The sequence below is a fragment of the Rhodococcus sp. ACPA1 genome, assembly GCF_002300195.1.
GTDB classification, from domain to species: domain Bacteria; phylum Actinomycetota; class Actinomycetes; order Mycobacteriales; family Mycobacteriaceae; genus Rhodococcus_F; species Rhodococcus_F opacus.
In genome coordinates this window covers 693574-708928 of sequence record NZ_NSDX01000004.1, presented here as the reverse complement: position 1 = coordinate 708928, position 15355 = coordinate 693574, and the positions used below count along the sequence as shown (strand labels likewise).

Annotated in this window: 15 protein-coding genes; 3 read left to right on the top strand and 12 right to left on the bottom strand. The window is 67.6% G+C overall.

The features are described 5' to 3' along the window. Positions 1–14 precede the first annotated feature (14 nt). A complete protein-coding gene (locus CJ177_RS21225) occupies positions 15–392 on the top strand; it encodes an SHOCT domain-containing protein (RefSeq protein WP_095868525.1) in 378 nt (125 codons plus the stop codon). A gap of 129 nt (positions 393–521) precedes the next feature. Further along, a complete protein-coding gene (locus CJ177_RS21220) occupies positions 522–2237 on the top strand; it encodes an alpha/beta-hydrolase family protein (protein WP_005237955.1) in 1716 nt (571 codons plus the stop codon). A 20-nt stretch (positions 2238–2257) separates the two neighbouring features. On the opposite strand, the gene CJ177_RS21215 is transcribed toward CJ177_RS21220, so the two are convergent. From CJ177_RS21215 to CJ177_RS21165, 11 genes are all read right to left on the bottom strand, one after another. Further along, the gene (locus CJ177_RS21215; protein ID WP_025431576.1) at positions 2258–3088 is read right to left on the bottom strand and encodes an alpha/beta fold hydrolase; all 831 of its coding nucleotides are present in this window, start codon (positions 3086–3088) and stop codon (positions 2258–2260) included. Next, positions 3085–3537: a MaoC family dehydratase gene (locus CJ177_RS21210; RefSeq protein ID WP_061697025.1), complete on the bottom strand. Its 453-nt coding sequence runs from the start codon at positions 3535–3537 to the stop codon at positions 3085–3087. Before CJ177_RS21210 ends, CJ177_RS21215 begins: the two co-directional genes overlap by 4 nt. Positions 3538–3564: 27 nt before the next feature. Beyond that, positions 3565–5262, bottom strand: a complete 1698-nt coding sequence (locus tag CJ177_RS21205; RefSeq protein ID WP_005237952.1) for an alpha/beta hydrolase — start codon at positions 5260–5262, stop codon at positions 3565–3567. Between the two features lie 16 nt (positions 5263–5278). Next, positions 5279–6850, bottom strand: a complete 1572-nt coding sequence (locus tag CJ177_RS21200) for a long-chain fatty acid--CoA ligase (protein ID WP_005237951.1) — start codon at positions 6848–6850, stop codon at positions 5279–5281. Between the two features lie 36 nt (positions 6851–6886). Further along, entirely contained in the window at positions 6887–7534 is a 648-nt protein-coding gene (locus CJ177_RS21195) for a CoA transferase subunit B (protein ID WP_005237950.1), read from the bottom strand. 1 nt (position 7535) lies between these two features. Then, positions 7536–8294, bottom strand: a complete 759-nt coding sequence (locus CJ177_RS21190) for a CoA transferase subunit A (protein WP_005237949.1) — start codon at positions 8292–8294, stop codon at positions 7536–7538. Then, positions 8291–8899, bottom strand: a complete 609-nt coding sequence (locus CJ177_RS21185; RefSeq protein ID WP_005237948.1) for an alpha/beta hydrolase — start codon at positions 8897–8899, stop codon at positions 8291–8293. The genes CJ177_RS21190 and CJ177_RS21185 overlap by 4 nt, the downstream gene beginning before the upstream one ends. A 27-nt stretch (positions 8900–8926) precedes the next feature. Further along, positions 8927–10258 (bottom strand): MFS transporter, encoded by a 1332-nt coding sequence (locus CJ177_RS21180; protein ID WP_061044309.1) that lies wholly within the window; start codon positions 10256–10258, stop codon positions 8927–8929. A 106-nt stretch (positions 10259–10364) separates the two neighbouring features. Further along, positions 10365–11417, bottom strand: coding sequence for a 3-keto-5-aminohexanoate cleavage protein (locus tag CJ177_RS21175; RefSeq protein WP_005237946.1), 1053 nt, complete (start codon positions 11415–11417; stop codon positions 10365–10367). A gap of 48 nt (positions 11418–11465) precedes the next feature. Then, the gene (locus CJ177_RS21170) at positions 11466–12380 is read right to left on the bottom strand and encodes a TauD/TfdA family dioxygenase (RefSeq protein WP_025431578.1); all 915 of its coding nucleotides are present in this window, start codon (positions 12378–12380) and stop codon (positions 11466–11468) included. A gap of 38 nt (positions 12381–12418) precedes the next feature. Continuing rightward, complete coding sequence (locus CJ177_RS21165; RefSeq protein ID WP_005237944.1) at positions 12419–13393, bottom strand: quinone oxidoreductase; 975 nt, start codon at positions 13391–13393, stop codon at positions 12419–12421. Between the two features lie 204 nt (positions 13394–13597). On the opposite strand from CJ177_RS21165, the gene CJ177_RS21160 reads away from it, so the two are divergent. Further along, positions 13598–14608 (top strand): AraC family transcriptional regulator, encoded by a 1011-nt coding sequence (locus tag CJ177_RS21160; RefSeq protein ID WP_061044310.1) that lies wholly within the window; start codon positions 13598–13600, stop codon positions 14606–14608. On the opposite strand, the gene CJ177_RS21155 is transcribed toward CJ177_RS21160, so the two are convergent. Next, positions 14584–15171: a GNAT family N-acetyltransferase gene (locus CJ177_RS21155; protein ID WP_061044311.1), complete on the bottom strand. Its 588-nt coding sequence runs from the start codon at positions 15169–15171 to the stop codon at positions 14584–14586. The two genes, CJ177_RS21160 and CJ177_RS21155, sit on opposite strands and share 25 nt — an antisense overlap. Between the last annotated feature and the right edge of the window lie 184 nt (positions 15172–15355).

The window sequence follows — 15355 nt, the reverse complement described above, 5'->3', positions numbered from 1 at the left end:
ACGGAGCGTCGAAAATGGAAGGCTTCTGGGAGTTCTTCTGGTTCATCTTCGTCTGTTTCGCCTTCGCGGCCTACTTGTCCGTGTTGTTCTCGATCATCTCGGACCTGTTCCGGGACCGCGAGACGTCGGGGTGGGTGAAGGCGATCTGGATCCTCTTGCTGTTCGTCGTTCCCTTCCTGTCGGCACTGGTGTACGTGATCGCCCGGGGCGACGGCATGGCGAAGAGGTCGATGGCCGCCGCCGAGCAACACAGGCAAGCGCAGGACACCTATATCCGGGACGTCGCCGGAAAGTCTCCGGCTCAGCAGATCACGGATGCCAAGGCGCTGCTCGATTCCGGCGCGATCACCGACGCCGAGTTCCAGGCGATCAAGACGAAGACACTGGCGTAGCGTCCGCCGGCGGTCGGCCGGGCAGACCTGTCCGAATGCGAACATCCCAGGTGGGCTTCGGTGTTCACCGGACGTGATGTGATTGCGGATTGCTGTCGATAGCGGCTCGGTGACGGCTACGCTTGCCAGGTGCCGAACGATGTGATCGATGGTGCACCCGAGCGCGAAGCCGGTCCCGTCCGGCCACCCGGGTATCGCCGCTGGCTTCCGGACCGCTATGCCTTCGGGGGGCTGGTGGTCGCGGTCCTGTTCGTGTGGCTGTCGTTGACGCCGACACTGCTGCCGCGCGGTCCGTTCTTCCAGGGATTGGTCACCGGCGTATCGGCGGCGTTCGGCTACGCCATCGGATTCCTCGGTTCCAAGTTGGTCCGCTACCTCGTGCAGCGGGAGGCGCCTACCCGTGTGAAGACAGTGGTGCGCAGGGTCACGTCGGTGATCGGAATCGTCGGAACCGCAGCAATGCTGGTGTGGTTCTGGGATTGGCAGTCGCAGTTGCGGGCGATCATGAGTGCCGCACCGTTCCCGTGGTTCGGGTATCTCGTCGTGGTGGTCGTGGCGGTGCTGATCTATGTCGGGTTGGTGGCGCTGGCCCGGGTGCTGCTGCGGGCGGTGTGGTGGGTCGAACGCAAGATCAGCCGGGTGGTGCCGCGGCGGATCTCGGCGACGGTCATCGGCGTACTGGTGGTGGCGCTGCTGTTCGCACTCGTCAACGGCGCGGCGGTGCGCGTGATCATGTCGGGGCTGAACAATTCGTTCGCCGCCGTCAACCAGGAGACCAAGGCCGGTGACGAGCCGCCGACGTCGTCGCTGCGTTCGGGCGGACCGGACTCGCTCGTGACGTGGGATTCGCTGGGGCGGCAGGGCCGTTCCTTCATGTCGCGTGGCCCGACCGTCGAAGAATTGTCCGCGTTCAATGGTGGGCGGCCCGCGGTGGAGCCGATCCGGACTTACGCCGGGCTGGCCAGCGGCGGTGATTCGATCAGCGGGAACGCCCAGCTGGCAGCGGACGAACTCGAACGCGCCGGCGGGTTCGATCGTGCGGTGGTGGGCGTCGCCACTACCACCGGTACCGGGTGGATCAACGAGAGTCTCGCCTCATCGCTGGAGTACATGTACAACGGCGACACCGCGATGGTCGGATTGCAGTACTCCTATCTGCCGAGTTGGCTGTCCTTCCTGGTGGACAAGGAGCGTGCCCACCAGGCCGGGGAGGCGTTGTTCGACGCGGTGTACGACAAGTGGAAGGTATTGCCACCGGAAACTCGTCCGAAACTCGTCGTGATGGGAGAGAGCCTCGGATCCTTCGGGGGCGAAAGTGCATTCGGCAGTGTCGACGATGTCGAGGCCCGTACCGACGGTGTGCTGTTCACGGGGCCGCCGAACGCGAACGAGATATGGACCGATGTCACCACGAACCGCGATCCGGGCTCGCCCGAATGGCTGCCGATCTACGAGCAGGGGGAGACCGTCCGCTTCGGAGCACGCGCACCGGAGGACCTGCCCCGCCCCGACGCCCCGTGGGGACGGCCACGGATGGTCTATCTCCAACACCCGTCGGACCCGATCGTCTGGTGGTCACCGGAACTCCTGCTGAGCGAGCCCGACTGGCTGAAGGAGGACCGTGGCTACGACGTCCTCGACAGCACACAGTGGTTCCCGTTCGTGACTTTCCTTCAGGTGGCGGCCGACATGGCGGTGTCGACGGGCGTTCCCGACGGGCACGGACACACGTACGTCGTCGACATCGCCGACGCGTGGAGCGCAATCCTGTCGCCCGACGGCTGGACCCCGGCGGACAACGACCGCCTGCGGACGACGCTCGCCGAGATGGGGGAGGACGGCTGACCTGTCGCGTGCGCCGACGGCTACGGCGCCGCGAGGAAGGACCTGACAGCGGGTGCGAGATCGGTTGCGTTGGTAACGATGTCGAGGTGACCGCCGGGGTGCAGGTGTAGCGTCGCGTGCGGCAGGAGCGCGCTCATGATGTGGGCGTTGGCGATGGGAATGATCGGGTCGTCGGTGCCCGCGACGATCAGTGTGGGCTGCCGGATGAGCGGAAGTATCGGCAGGCTCGTCCACATCGCCCCCGCGAGGAGTTGGTGGAGATATCCGATGCGGGAGCCCGTGTGCATCTGTTTTCCGAAGACTTGCGCGACGGCTTCACCGCCGAGGCGGGCCGTGCCACCGTACAGGTCGCCGGCGATGGCAGCCGCATAGCCGGTGTCGGTGAACCGCCTCGGAGTCAGCATCTTCGCGAGCACACGCGGGTGGCCCGGAATCATCAGGGCCCCGGTCCCGGTCGCGACGAGGACGACGCGCCGGCAGCGCTGCGGGTTCTGCAGGGCGAACTGCTGGGCCAGCGCTCCGCCCCAGGACAGGCCGAGGATGTCGACGACATCGACCCCGATCTCGGTGAGGAGGCGGCTCAGGCCGCACGCGAGGGCAGGAATCCCGTACGGGACCGGTGATGCCGGCGAACCCCCGGTACCGGGCACGTCGAAACTGATGATCGTCGCCTTCGGATCCATCGCGGCGACCAGCGGGTCCAGCACTTCGAGGCCGGCTCCGATGCCGTTGCACAGGACCAGGGGCACACCGGTCCCGCGGCGGATCCGCACCCGGATCCGCCGACCACCGACCGGAACGACCTTGTCGTCGAACTGGTCGCGCCCACCGAACAATTCGGTCACGCTCACGTGTAGAGCACCACGACGTCCGCGATGCACACTGGACGCGTTCCGCCGTCGATCTCGTAGGTCAACCCGAAGACTGCCTCGATGCCGGCCGGTTTCCGTTGCGCGGCGATCACGGACACCGTGACGCGCAGCGCGGAACCGACGGGCACGGGCGCCGGGAACCGCACCTTGTTCAGGCCGTAATTGAGGGCGGCGTGCACGCCGTCGACGGTGAGAACCTCGGCGAGGATGCTCGGGGCGAGCGACAGCGTGAGATAGCCGTGAGCGATGGTGCTGCCGAAGGGGCCACGGGCCGCGCGTTCGGGATCGGTGTGGATCCACTGGTGGTCCCCGGTCGCGTCGGCGAACAGATTCACCTGATCCTGAGCAATTTTGAGCGTGCCGGTGGTTCCGATGGTCTGTCCGACGAGCCCGAGGAGATCGGTGGGGTGGGCAAGGTTCATGGTCATGGTGTGCCTCTGATCGTGTCGTGCGGGTCAGCTGTGATGGACGTAGGTGCCCGGTGCCGGGGCGAGCGGCGGGAACTGCCGGGCACCGAGGCCGTGGGGTGCGTCGACGTCGGGTCCGCTGCGCTCGGCCAGCCAGCGGGCGTAGTCGGGCCACCACGAGTCGGACGCGGTCTCCGCCGCGGCCAGCCACTCGTCGGGAGTCTCCGGGACGGGCTGCCCGAATCGGAAGGACGCCCGCGGATTGCCCGGCGGGTTCACGAGTGAGGCGATGTGTCCGTTCGACGACAGCACGAAGCGGGAGTCCTTGCTGCCGAGGAGTCGAGCGCTCCGGTAGGTGGACTGCCACGGGCAGAGGTGGTCGGCGGAGCCGCCGACGACGTACGCGTCGGCGGCCACGGTGGACAGGTCGACGGGTGTGCCGAGCATGGTTGCCGCCCCTGGAGCCGTCAGCGCGTTGCGCAGGCCGAGCAGGACGAGGTCGCGGTGCAGTGCCGCCGTCATGCGGGTGGTGTCGGAGTTCCAGAACAGCACGTCGAAGGCGGCGGGAGCGCGGCCCTGCACGTAGTTGTTCACCCAGTACCGCCAGACCAGGTCGCTCGGCCTTAGCCAGGCGAACATTTCGGCGAGGGTGCGGCCGTCGAGATAACCCCTGGCGGCCGAGTCGCGGATCGCGGCCGCGGCGGCGCGCTCGCTCATCACGGCAGCCGCGGTGCCGGCCTGGGTCTGGTCGAGCACGGTGACGGCCAGGGTGAGGCCGGCGATGCGGTCGCCCTCACCGATCTCGGTGAGATGCGCCGCGACCATCGCCGCGAGAATCCCACCCGAGCAGGTGCCCAGGACGTGGGCGCTGTCGGTCCCGGCGACGCACTGCACCGTATCGAGCGCCTCCACGATCGCCGAGCCGTAGGTGTCGGCATCCCAGTCCCGGTGCCGGGCGTGGGGGTTGCGCCAGGAGATCGCGAAGACCTGCTGACCCTGCTGCAGGAGGTACTCGATCAGGCTTCGGCCCGGTGCGATGTCGAGGATGTAGTACTTGTTGATGACGGGCGGGACGATCAACAGCGGTGTGGCGTGGACCTTCTCCGTCTGCGGCGTGTAGTGGATCAGTTCGAAGGTGCGGGTCTGCAGGACCACGGCACCCTTCGTCGCAGCCACGTCCTCCCCGACGGCGAACGCGTCGGGTTCGACCATGGCGGGCACGCGCGGTTTCGACAGCATGTCGCGGACGAGCGCGCGGACTCCGCGTGCCGCGCTGAGGCCGCCCGTGTCCACCATTGCCTTCCAGCCCAGCGGGCTGAGAAGTGGATTGTTGGTGGGGGACAGGCCTTCGACGAGGTTGTCGAGGACGAACCGCATCCGCTCGTGGTCACGCCAGTCGAGTTCGGCGTCGTCGAGCAGGGCCGCAGCGGTGTGCGACGTCGCGAGATACGCCTGCATCGCCCGGCGCAGGGCCGGATTCTGCTGCCACGCGGCGTCGCCGAACCGTTTGTCCGACTTCGCGGGAGTTCGATCCGAGGTGCCGGCGGCGATGGCGCCGAGTTCGCGGACGAGGGCGCCGCCGCGCCGGGCGACGGTACCCGGCCGGCCGGCGAGGCCGACCCCGAGACGGGTCCAGGAACTGTCGGGGAGCATGCGGGCGGCGACGCTGCGGCTTCCGCTGGTGAGGAGAAGGTCGAGGGGAGCGGTGAGCTCGTCGGGGATGGTGGGGAGGGGAGTGTCGCTCACGCTTGTGCTTTCGGTATCAGAGTGCGGCCGGGGCGCGGCCGAGTTCGCGTTTGAGGATCTTGCCGGTGGCGGTCATGGGAAGGGTGGTGACGAATTCGACGGTGCGGGGGTACTTGTAGCTCGCCATCTGCTGCTTGGCCCAGGCGATCAACTCGTCCGCGGTGACCTGTGCGCCGGGCTCGAGGATGACGTACGCCTTGATTTCCTCGCCGTGGCTGTCGTCGGGGACGCCGACGACGGCGGCGAGGGAGATGGCGTCGTGGCCGAGGAGGACTTCTTCGATCTCACGGGGGTACACGTTGAATCCGCCGCGCACGATCAGGTCCTTGGCCCGGTCGACGATGTAGTAGAAGCCGTCGTCGTCGACGCGGGCGAGGTCGCCGGTCCGGAACCAGCCGTCCCGCAGTACTTCTGCCGTGGCGTCCGGGCGGTTGTAGTAGCCCTTCATGATGTTGTGGCCGCGCAACGCGATCTCGCCGATGTCACCGGCTCCGCTGACGGTGTTCCAGTTCTTGTCGACGAGCCGGGCCTCGATTCCCCACACGGGGACCCCGATGGAGCCGGGCCGGGGATCGCCGCCGGGGTCGCTGAACGTCGCGAGCGGCGACGTCTCGGACAGTCCGTATCCCTCGAGGATCTGGACACCGAAGCGGTCGGCGAACCGGGTGAGGATCTCCACCGGTAGCGCGGCGCCGCCGGAGATCGCGAGTCGCATGTTGCCGGCGATGCGGTCGATGTCGGCGGGGTGTTCGTCGAGGGCGCCGAGCAGACCCCAGTACATGGTGGGCACCCCCGCGAAGACGGTGATGTTCTCCCGTTCGATGAGATCGAGTGCGGCGGCGGCCTCGAACCGGGGCAGCAGCACGAGAGTCGCCCCGACCGAGATGCCGGCATTGAGGGTGACGGTCTGGCCGAACGAGTGGAACAGCGGCAGGGTTACCAGGTACCGGTCGTGGGTGGCGGGTGTGCTGTCGAAGAGGCGGTTGGCGGTCAGCGCGTTGAGCACCATGTTGGCGTGGGTGAGTTCGGCGCCCTTGGGTTTTCCGGTGGTCCCGCTCGTGTAGAGGATGACAGCGGTGTCCCCGGGTTCGCGGACCACGGTCTCGACGTCGGTGTCGCGATCCGCGACGGCGTCCGCGAGCGTTCCGATGCCGTCGATCGTGGCGGGAGCGTCCGGGTCGACGGTGATGCGGAACATGGTGCGGCAGTCGGGACTCTGCGTGAACGCCGAGCGCCCGTACTCGCCCATCGGCAGGTCGGGGGTGCCGTCGTAGCACAAGTACGCCTTGGCATCGGAATCTGCGAGGTGGTAGGCGATCTCGCGGTCCTTGAGGAGGACGTTGAGCGGTACGACCACGGCGCCGGCCTTGAGGATGCCGTAGTAGACGACGGGGAACTGGGGGATGTTGGGGCAGGAGAGCGCGACCTTGTCGCCGGGTTCGATGCCGCACGACATCAGCAGGTTCGCGACCTGGTTCGACCGGGCGTCGAGGTCGGCGTAGGTCATCCGTGCGTCGCCGAGGATCAAGGCGTCGCGGTCGGGGAAGCGGCGGGCGGAGTCTTCGAGAAGGACGGAAAGGTTGAGCACGGGAGACTTTCTCGTGATGGGAGGGTGGGAGAAGCGCTACGACAGCGCCGCTGCGGTGGCGGCGCGCACCAGGTCTTCGGTGACCCCGGGCGCGCACTCGCGCAACACCAGGCCGGTGTCGGTGACGTCGACGACGGCCAGGTTCGTGATGATCCGGTGCACGACACCGCGTCCGGTGAGAGGCAGGGTGCAGCGTTCGACGATCTTCGGGGCACCGGACTTGTCGCAGTGCTCCATGACCACGATGACTTTGCGGGCGCCGTGCACGAGGTCCATCGCACCGCCCATGCCCTTGACCATCCTCCCCGGAACCATCCAGTTCGCGAGGTCGCCGGCCGCGGAGACCTGCATTCCGCCGAGGACGGCGGTGTCGATGTGGGCGCCGCGGATCATCCCGAAGCTGAGCGCCGAATCGAAGAACGACGCGCCCGCGTTGACGGTGACCGTTTCCTTGCCGGCGTTGATCAGATCCGCGTCGACCGCATCCTCGTCCGGATACGGGCCGGTGCCGAGGATGCCGTTCTCGCTGTGCAGCGTCACGTCGAAGCCCGCGGGCAGGAAGTTCGGGATCAGCGTGGGCAACCCGATGCCGAGGTTGACGTACTCGCCCGGCGACAGTTCCTGGGCAGCACGGGCTGCCATGTCCTCGCGGGTCCAGCCGATCGTCTCGACGATGGTGGTCATGTCAGTCCTTCCTCGCGGCGACGGTGCGCTTCTCGATCTGCTTGTCCTGAGTCCCGGTGTGGACGATCCGGTCGACGAAGATCCCCGGCAGGTGTACCTGCGCCGGGTCGAGGACCCCGGGCTCGACGAGCTGCTCGACCTGTGCGATACAGATGCGGCCGGCCATCGCGGCGAGCGGGTTGAAGTTGCCTGCGGCCTTGGCGAAGACGAGGTTGCCTTCGGCGTCGCCGATGCGGGCGTGGACGAGTGCGAAGTCGGCGGTGATCGACTCCTCGAGCACGTACTGGCGGCCTGCGAACTCGCGGACCTCTTTCGGCGGAGACGCGACGGCCACCGATCCGTCGGCTGCGTACCGCCACGGCAGCCCGCCGTCGGACACGGGCGTTCCGACCCCGGCAGGGGTGAAGAACGCGGGGATCCCCGCACCGCCGGCACGCAGCTTCTCGGCCAGGGTGCCCTGCGGCGTCAGTTCGACCTCGAGTTCACCCGACAGGTATTGGCGGGCGAATTCCTTGTTCTCCCCGACATACGACGCGGTGACGCGGCGAATCCGGTTGCGGGTGAGCAGGATCCCGAGCCCGCGGTCGTCGACGCCGCAGTTGTTGGAGAACACCTCCAGGTCGGTGGCGTCACCGGCGGCGATCGCGGCGATCAACTCGTCCGGGATGCCGCACAACCCGAACCCGCCGACCGCCAGCGACGCACCGGGTCCGATGTCCGCGACGGCGTCGGCGGCCGAACCGAACACTTTGCGCGTCATCGGGCATCTGCGTTCGCGAGGCCGGGGACGACCGTGCTCTCGATCAGTTCCCGAAGCAGTTCCTCGGCGTATGGCCAGTACCCGTAGCCGGCGGCGGGATTGAGGTGGCCCACGGCACCCAGGTCGACGAGCTTGCTGCCCCACGACTCGGCCATCCCGGCGACCCGACGGAATCGGGCCATCGGATCGTTGGTGCTGGCGGCGACGACGCTGGGGAACGGCAGCCGGCCCCGGGGGACGGGATCCCAGCCACCCTGCTCGAGTTCCCCGGGGGTGGGATACCCCGCGGGCAGTGGTTCCTCGAGGTCCGGTGGGGTGACCAGCAGGGCGCCCTGGACCGGGCGGGTGGACTGCTGCGCCCAGTGGACGGTGATCGCCACTCCCGCACTGTGAGCGACCAGCACGACCGGGCCGTCGATGTCGGCGACAACGGCGTCGAGTGCGGCGACCCGGGCCGCGAGGCTGAGCTTGTCCTGTTCGAGCGGCGGCACCGTCCGCGCGGTGTCGAGTCGCTCGGCGAGCAACGTCTGCCAGTGGTCGGCGACGTGATCGCGCAGTCCGGGCACGATCACCACGGTCGGTGCGGTGGAGGTGGAGGTGGTCACGGTCGACTCCAGTTCTTCGGAGGTGGATCAGGCGGGTGCGGTGGTGAGGGCGGCGAGCTTGCGGCGTCCGGCCGGGTAGGCGCGCTTGCCGAGGATCAGGGCGACGATCGCGACGATGTAGATCAGGGGAGCGATCTGCAAGGCAGTGACGAGCCCGAAGCGGTCGGCCAGCACCCCGACGACGAAGGGTCCCAGTGCCAGTCCGAGGAGGTTGTTCGCCAGAGTGAGCGTGCCGAAGGCCGAGGCGCGCACCGACGAGTGCGTGAGGTTCGCGACCATCGCGGCGATGGGGCCGGACGAGCCGGCGGAGAAGAAGGCACCGATACCGATCAGGACCAGTTGGGACGTGCCGGTCGGCAACTGGAACCCGGCGCCGAGGAAGACGAGGGAGATCACTCCGAAGACCACCGCGGTGGTCCATTTCCGAGCGGGATCGTTGCGGCTCACGCGGTCGGTGATGATGCCGCACACCACCATGCCGCTGCCGACGAGGAGGACGAAGATCGATGCCATCGCGCCGGCCTTGTCGAGGGCGAGGCCGTAGGACCGGTTGAAGAAGCTCGGCAGCCACGCGAGCAGGACACCGGCGGTGAACATCTGGAGACCACCACCGATGTAGGCGAACACGACGGCGGGGGTGGTGAACAGGCTGGAGATCGGCGCCCGGAATCCGGCGGGGCCGGGTGCGTCGGCCGGGTCGTCGTCGGCTGCGTGCTGAGCCAGTTTGCGTTCGGAGACCAGAGCCCGGAACAGGGCGACGAGCATGAGCCCGAAGACGGCCATCGCGGCGAACGACCAGCGCCAGCCGAGGTTGACGGCGATCACGCCGCCGAGGGCGACGCCGATCACGGACCCGAACGATCCGCCGCCCATGAAGGCGCCGCTGAGCGTGGAGTGCACTCGCGGGGCGAACACGCTGAGAACCACCGCGATGCCGACGCTGCCGTAGGCGGCTTCACCCACGCCGACGAGGAATCGGGCTCCGAGCATCTGCTCGTAGCTGCTCGCCAGCGCGCAGAGCAGTGTGGCGATGCTCCAGAGCACGGCCATCAGGACGAGGCTCTTCACGCGACCCCACCGGTCGGCGAGCAGCGACAGCGGGAGGGTCAGCAGTCCGACCATCAGCGCGACGACGCTGCTGAGCGACGCCAGCTGTGAATCTGTCAGCGTCCATTCGGTTTTGAGGAGCGGGAAGACGGCACTGAGGACCTGGCGGGACATGTAGTCCGACAGCAGCAGACCGAAGGTGAGTGCGAAGACGATCCACGGATAGAACCGGGACCGGGAGGCCGGAGCGGTGCTCCCGGTGGTGGTATTCGGGGCGGTGGTGTTCAGGGCGGTGGTGGCTGGCAGTCCCATGAGGCCTCCTATGGCCGTCAGGAGTGATAAAGGGGTGGGGGAGAGAGCGGGCAGCGATCTACCCGCTCTCTCCCCGGTCGTGACCGAGATCCCCCGGCGCCGGAACTCAGGCGTGGTGGGTGAAGCCCACCTGGCCGGGACGGCGGTTGGGCGCGTAGCCGAGCTTGGCGAGGGTCTCGTCGGCATCGGCGTAGGTCTGACCGATCCGGTAGATGTCGCGGGCCTCCTTGCCGGTGGCCACCTCGCGGCCCAGTTCGCCGGCGACGCGGACCAACTGCTCGACCTGCTGGACGGAGGTCATCTTCTCGCCCTTGCGTCCCCAGATGGTGTCTTCGTTACCGCAACGGGCGTGCAGGCCCATCGCGATCGCCATCGCGTTGACCGGCAACACGCTGCGCATCAGGGTCTCGAGGGTCAGGCAGGCGCCGTCCGGGACCCGCTGGATGAAGTTCATGATGTTGTACGGGTTGGGGCCGTCGAAGCCGCCGCCGATGCCGACCCAGGTCAGGTTGAGCGGACCCGTGTAGATTCCGCGCCGGATGAGCCGCTCGACGGTCTCCAGCTGGGGAATGCTCGAGAGCTGGAAGTGCGGCTGAATTCCGGCCGCCTGCAGGCGACGCAGATGCTCCTCGACCCACGCCGGGCCTGCCGGGACCGTCATCTCCCGGTACGCCTCGGCGAGCTCGGGCCGCTCCATCGAGGTGCCGGCGATGTCGTCGGCGGTCATGAGTTCCATGATGTTCATCTGCGAGGTGTTGATCGCGATCGTCACCTGGTCGGGTGCGGGATCGAGGTCGGCCAGCATGTGGCGGGTGTCGTCCGAGAGCCACTTCGCGTCCGAGCCTTCGCCTTCGGGTGCGAAGGAGATCGATCCGCCGACCTGCAGGATCATGTCCGGCACGGCCTGGCGCAGTCCGGCGAGCAATTCGTTGAACTTCGAGAGCCGCTTGGATCCCTTGCCGTCGAGTTCGCGGACGTGGATGTGCAGGACGGTGGCGCCGGCCTCGTAGCAGTCCACCGCCTTCTGGACGTGCTCGTCCATCGTGAGCGGCAGGTCTTCGCGGAAGTCGTCCGGCTCCCACTCGGGACCGTAGGGGGCACAGGTGATGACCAGCTTCTCCTGGGTCTCGGGGAAGAGGGCGTCGTCGTGGAAGTGCATGGTGTTCTCCGTTCGAAATCAGTCGGATGAGAAGGGGAAGAGAAGGTTTCAGAAGGGCCGGTCGCCGACGATGCCGGCGCGCTCCATCTTGCGAACGGCGGGCCAGTAGTCCTGGACGGCATAGTGCTGGGTGGACCGGTTGTCCCAGATCGCGACGCTGTTCTTCGTCCAGCGCCACCGCACCTGGTACTCGGGAATCGACGCCTGGCTGATCAGGTAGTTGAGCAGGTTGCTGCTGCCGGGCGCGTAGTCGATGCCGTACCGGATGTTCTCCGGGGTGTGGTAATTGACGAAGTGGGTCGCGAAAGCGTTGACGAACAAGATCTTCTCGCCGGTCTCGGGGTGCGTGCGCACCACGGGGTGCTCGGCGTCGGGGAACCTCTCGTGCAGCGCGTGCCGCTGTTCCAGCGGCTGCGCGGCACCGAACGACGCCTCGATGCTGTGCCGGGCGCGGAGTCCGTCGATCTGCTTCTTGACCTGTTCGGGAAGCTTCTCGTACGCCAGGGCCATGTTCACCCAGATGGTGTCTCCGCCGATCGGGGGCGTCTCCACGCAGCGGAGCACGCAGCCCATGGGCGGGTTCTCCCGCCAGGTGGCGTCGCAGTGAAAGGCGTTCTCGTAGTGCTCGGCCGGGCTGTCGAGGTCCTTGTAGATTTGCACCAGCCCCGGGTGGTCGGGGTCGCTCCCCACGGCGGGGTGGTCCTCGAGCGGGCCGAACCGTTCGGCCAGCGCCACGTGCTCGGCGCGGGACATGTCCTGGTCGCGGAGGAACAAAACCTTGTACTCGAGCAGCAGTTCCCGCAGTTCGGCGAACAGGGCGTCGTCGCGGGCGGCGTCACCGAGGTTCACGTCGAACAGTTCGGCGCCGATCGAGCAGGTGAGCGGTGCGAATCGGAAGGATCCGGAAGGGGAGAGGATCGTGTGCGGTTCGGGCGAGTAGGTCAGTTGCGCGGTGTCGGTCATGGTGGTGTCTCCGTCGGGGTGAATGTGTTGGCGCGCTGTCAGAGTCGGAACACGGAGGAGCCGATGCTGCGGCCGGATTCGAGATCGTGGTGTGCCTGGACGGCGTCCTCGAGCCCGTAGCTCTGGTTGATCTCGATCCGGATCCGGCCGGCCTCGACGTGCCCGAAGAGTTCACCGGCGAGTTCGGCGCGCTCCGCCGGGTCTGCGATGTAGTCGGCGAGCGCGGGTCGGGTGACGAACAGCGAACCCTTGACAGCCAACTGCATCGCGTTGATCGGAGGAATCGGTCCGGAGGCGGTTCCGAAGCACACCAGCAGTCCGCGCCGGGCGAGGCAGTCGAGCGAGGTCTGGAAGGTGGACTCGCCGATACTGTCGTAGACGACGGGGACGCCGGCACCGTCGGTGATTTCCCGAACCCGCTCGGCGACGTTCTCCCGGGTGTAGACGATCACGTGCTCACACCCGTGGGCGCGGGCGATCGCGGCCTTCTCGTCGGTGGATACGGTTCCGATCACGTTGATGCCCAGCAACTTTGCCCACTGCGTGAAGATCAGGCCGACGCCGCCGGCCGCCGCGTGCAGGAGCACGGTGTCGCCCGCCTTCAGAGGGTGGATGCGCCGCAGCAGGTAGGCGGTGGTCAGGCCGCGCATCGTCATCGCGGCCGCGGTGTCGAAGCGGATCGCCTGCGGCAGCGGGATCAGCGGTGCGGCCGGCATCACGCGTTCGGTGCTGTAGGCGCCGAGGGGGCTGCCCGTGTAGGTGACGCGGTCACCGACCTGCACGTGGGTCACGCCGGAGCCGACCTCCTCGACGACACCGGCCGCCTCCACTCCCATGCCCGCGGGCAACTCGGCCGGGTACAGGCCGGTGCGGAAGTAGGTGTCGGCGAAGTTCAGTCCGACGGCCTCGTGCCGGATCCGGACCCCGTGGGGACCGGGCTCCCCGACCTCGACGTTCTCCCACTTCATGACTTCCGGAGCGCCGTGCTCGTAGAACCGAACAGCCTGTGCCACAGTATTTCTCCTCTTCGATGTGATGATCGGTGCGGTGCCGCCGCCGGACCGGTCGCGGTCGGGCGGGGCGGGGGTGACCCGGTGTGGCGGATCACCTCTCCGACCGCTTCTGTGATGCACCTAACAGTACGGGCGCATCCGGTCGATTGCTTATCCTGACGGGACAGACGGCCTATCATTTCGGGACAGGGCATTGGAGGTGGCATGAAACCCCTTGCGCGCTACGCGTCGCTGAACGGATACCTCGAGCTGTGCCGGTCGCTCGGTGTCGATCCGGTGCCGTTGATGAGGTCCGCCGGCCTCGATCCGTCCGGCCTCGCACTGCAGGACCGATGGATCCCGGCCGCGGCGATCGCGCACCTCCTCGAACAGTCGGTGGAGGCGTCCGGGCACGCAGACTTCGGGGTGCGCCTCGCCGAGCGCCGGCAGTTCTCCAACCTCGGCCCGCTCAGCCTCGTCGTGCGCGAGGAACCCGACGTCCGCAGCGCCCTGCGCGTGCTCACGCGGTACACGCACACGTACAACGAGGCGTTGCAGACGCGGATGTCCGAATCGAACGGTCTCGCGACGTTGCGTGTCGAACTGGACGTGGGGGAGGCAACCGAGACACGGCAGTCGGTGGAACTGGCGGTCGGAGTGCTGCACCGGCTGCTGCGCGGTTTCCTCGGGGGCGGCTGGAAACCGCTCGCCGTCTGCTTCCCTCATCCGGCCCCTGCGGACGCGGCTACCCACCGGCGTCTGTTCGGGCCGGTGGTGAACTTCGACCACGAGTTCGCGGGCATCGTCATCGACGCCGGCAACCTGGCTGAGCCGAACAAGATGTCCGATCCACTGCTCCGTCGCTACACCCAGCAACTCCTCGAGTCGTGGGAGCCGTCGGACGACGTGACGATCGTGAGCCGGGTCCGCGAGCTGATCGAGCTACTGCTGCCGACGGGCCGCTGTTCCGTCGAGCAAGTGGCTCGCAGTCTGGGGGTCGACCGGCGAACGGTGCATCGCCGCCTCGCCGAGAGTGGGGAGACGTTCTCGACCGTCCTCGACGCGACCCGCGTCGAACTCGCCGAACGGATGGTCGCGAATCCCCGCCTGAGTCTCACCGAGATCGCCGACGTGCTGGCGTTCTCGGCGCCGAGCAACTTCTCCCGCTGGTTCAGTGGGCGGTTCGGGTGCAGCCCGAGTCGCTGGCGCGCTCAGCGTACGGGCGACACCGGGTGAATCGGCCGGCTCTCGTTCAGATCGAGCCTGCTGATGTAGTGGGAGCCGTCGTCGATCGGGTTGTCCGGTGGGAGGTAGCCCTCGCCCACACGGCGGAAGCCGGCTTTCTCGAGCGCGCGCCACGACGCCCGGTTGGGGACGACGACGGGGACGACGATCGCGGTGGCGTCGGGTAGGTCGGCCCGGCACTTGGCGACGAACGCGCTGATCATCGCGGTTCCCAGCCCCTGGCCGGTGTGCTGCGCATCGCCGACGTAGTAGTCGATGGAGATGCTTCCCGGTGGGATCTCGACGAGGGCTGCGAGGAGCGCGAGGTCCTCGGGATAGTCGGCGATCCGGTACCGCTGGATGAATCCGAACGGCAAGCCGTCTCGCAGAACGAGGAAGTCCTCGCAGGGCTCGGTGCCGTCGATGCTGCCGCCGAAGTCGCGCTCGATGTCGTCGTCTGCGGTGTCGTGGTTCCAGAACCGCGCGACGTGTGGTTCGCGGAGCCATCGCTGCAGTTGAGGGAAGAATTCGCGGGTCGTGCGGACGAACTCGAAGGTGACTGCGTCGGCGCTCACGGTAGGAAAACTAGCAGGAACCACGTCGATTCAACTTCGGTATCGATAACGAGAATCTTTGACTTGGACATGTATCGAACATGCCTCTAGCGTGATTCCTATGACTCAGGTCACGCCTGGTAGCCGGGCGTGACCGGAGTCCTCCAACGTTCCCCGCACCACCAGCGCCAGCACAGAGAGGAGT

Coding starts and splice junctions, on each gene's coding strand:
- CJ177_RS21210 (WP_061697025.1), bottom strand. CDS start 3,537: ATGACCATGAACCTTGCCCACCCCACCGATCTCCTCGGGCTCGTCGGA.
- CJ177_RS21175 (WP_005237946.1), bottom strand. CDS start 11,417: ATGCACTTCCACGACGACGCCCTCTTCCCCGAGACCCAGGAGAAGCTG.
- CJ177_RS21225 (WP_095868525.1), top strand. CDS start 15: ATGGAAGGCTTCTGGGAGTTCTTCTGGTTCATCTTCGTCTGTTTCGCC.
- CJ177_RS21170 (WP_025431578.1), bottom strand. CDS start 12,380: ATGACCGACACCGCGCAACTGACCTACTCGCCCGAACCGCACACGATC.
- CJ177_RS21180 (WP_061044309.1), bottom strand. CDS start 10,258: ATGGGACTGCCAGCCACCACCGCCCTGAACACCACCGCCCCGAATACC.
- CJ177_RS21190 (WP_005237949.1), bottom strand. CDS start 8,294: ATGACGCGCAAAGTGTTCGGTTCGGCCGCCGACGCCGTCGCGGACATC.
- CJ177_RS21160 (WP_061044310.1), top strand. CDS start 13,598: ATGAAACCCCTTGCGCGCTACGCGTCGCTGAACGGATACCTCGAGCTG.
- CJ177_RS21195 (WP_005237950.1), bottom strand. CDS start 7,534: ATGACCACCATCGTCGAGACGATCGGCTGGACCCGCGAGGACATGGCA.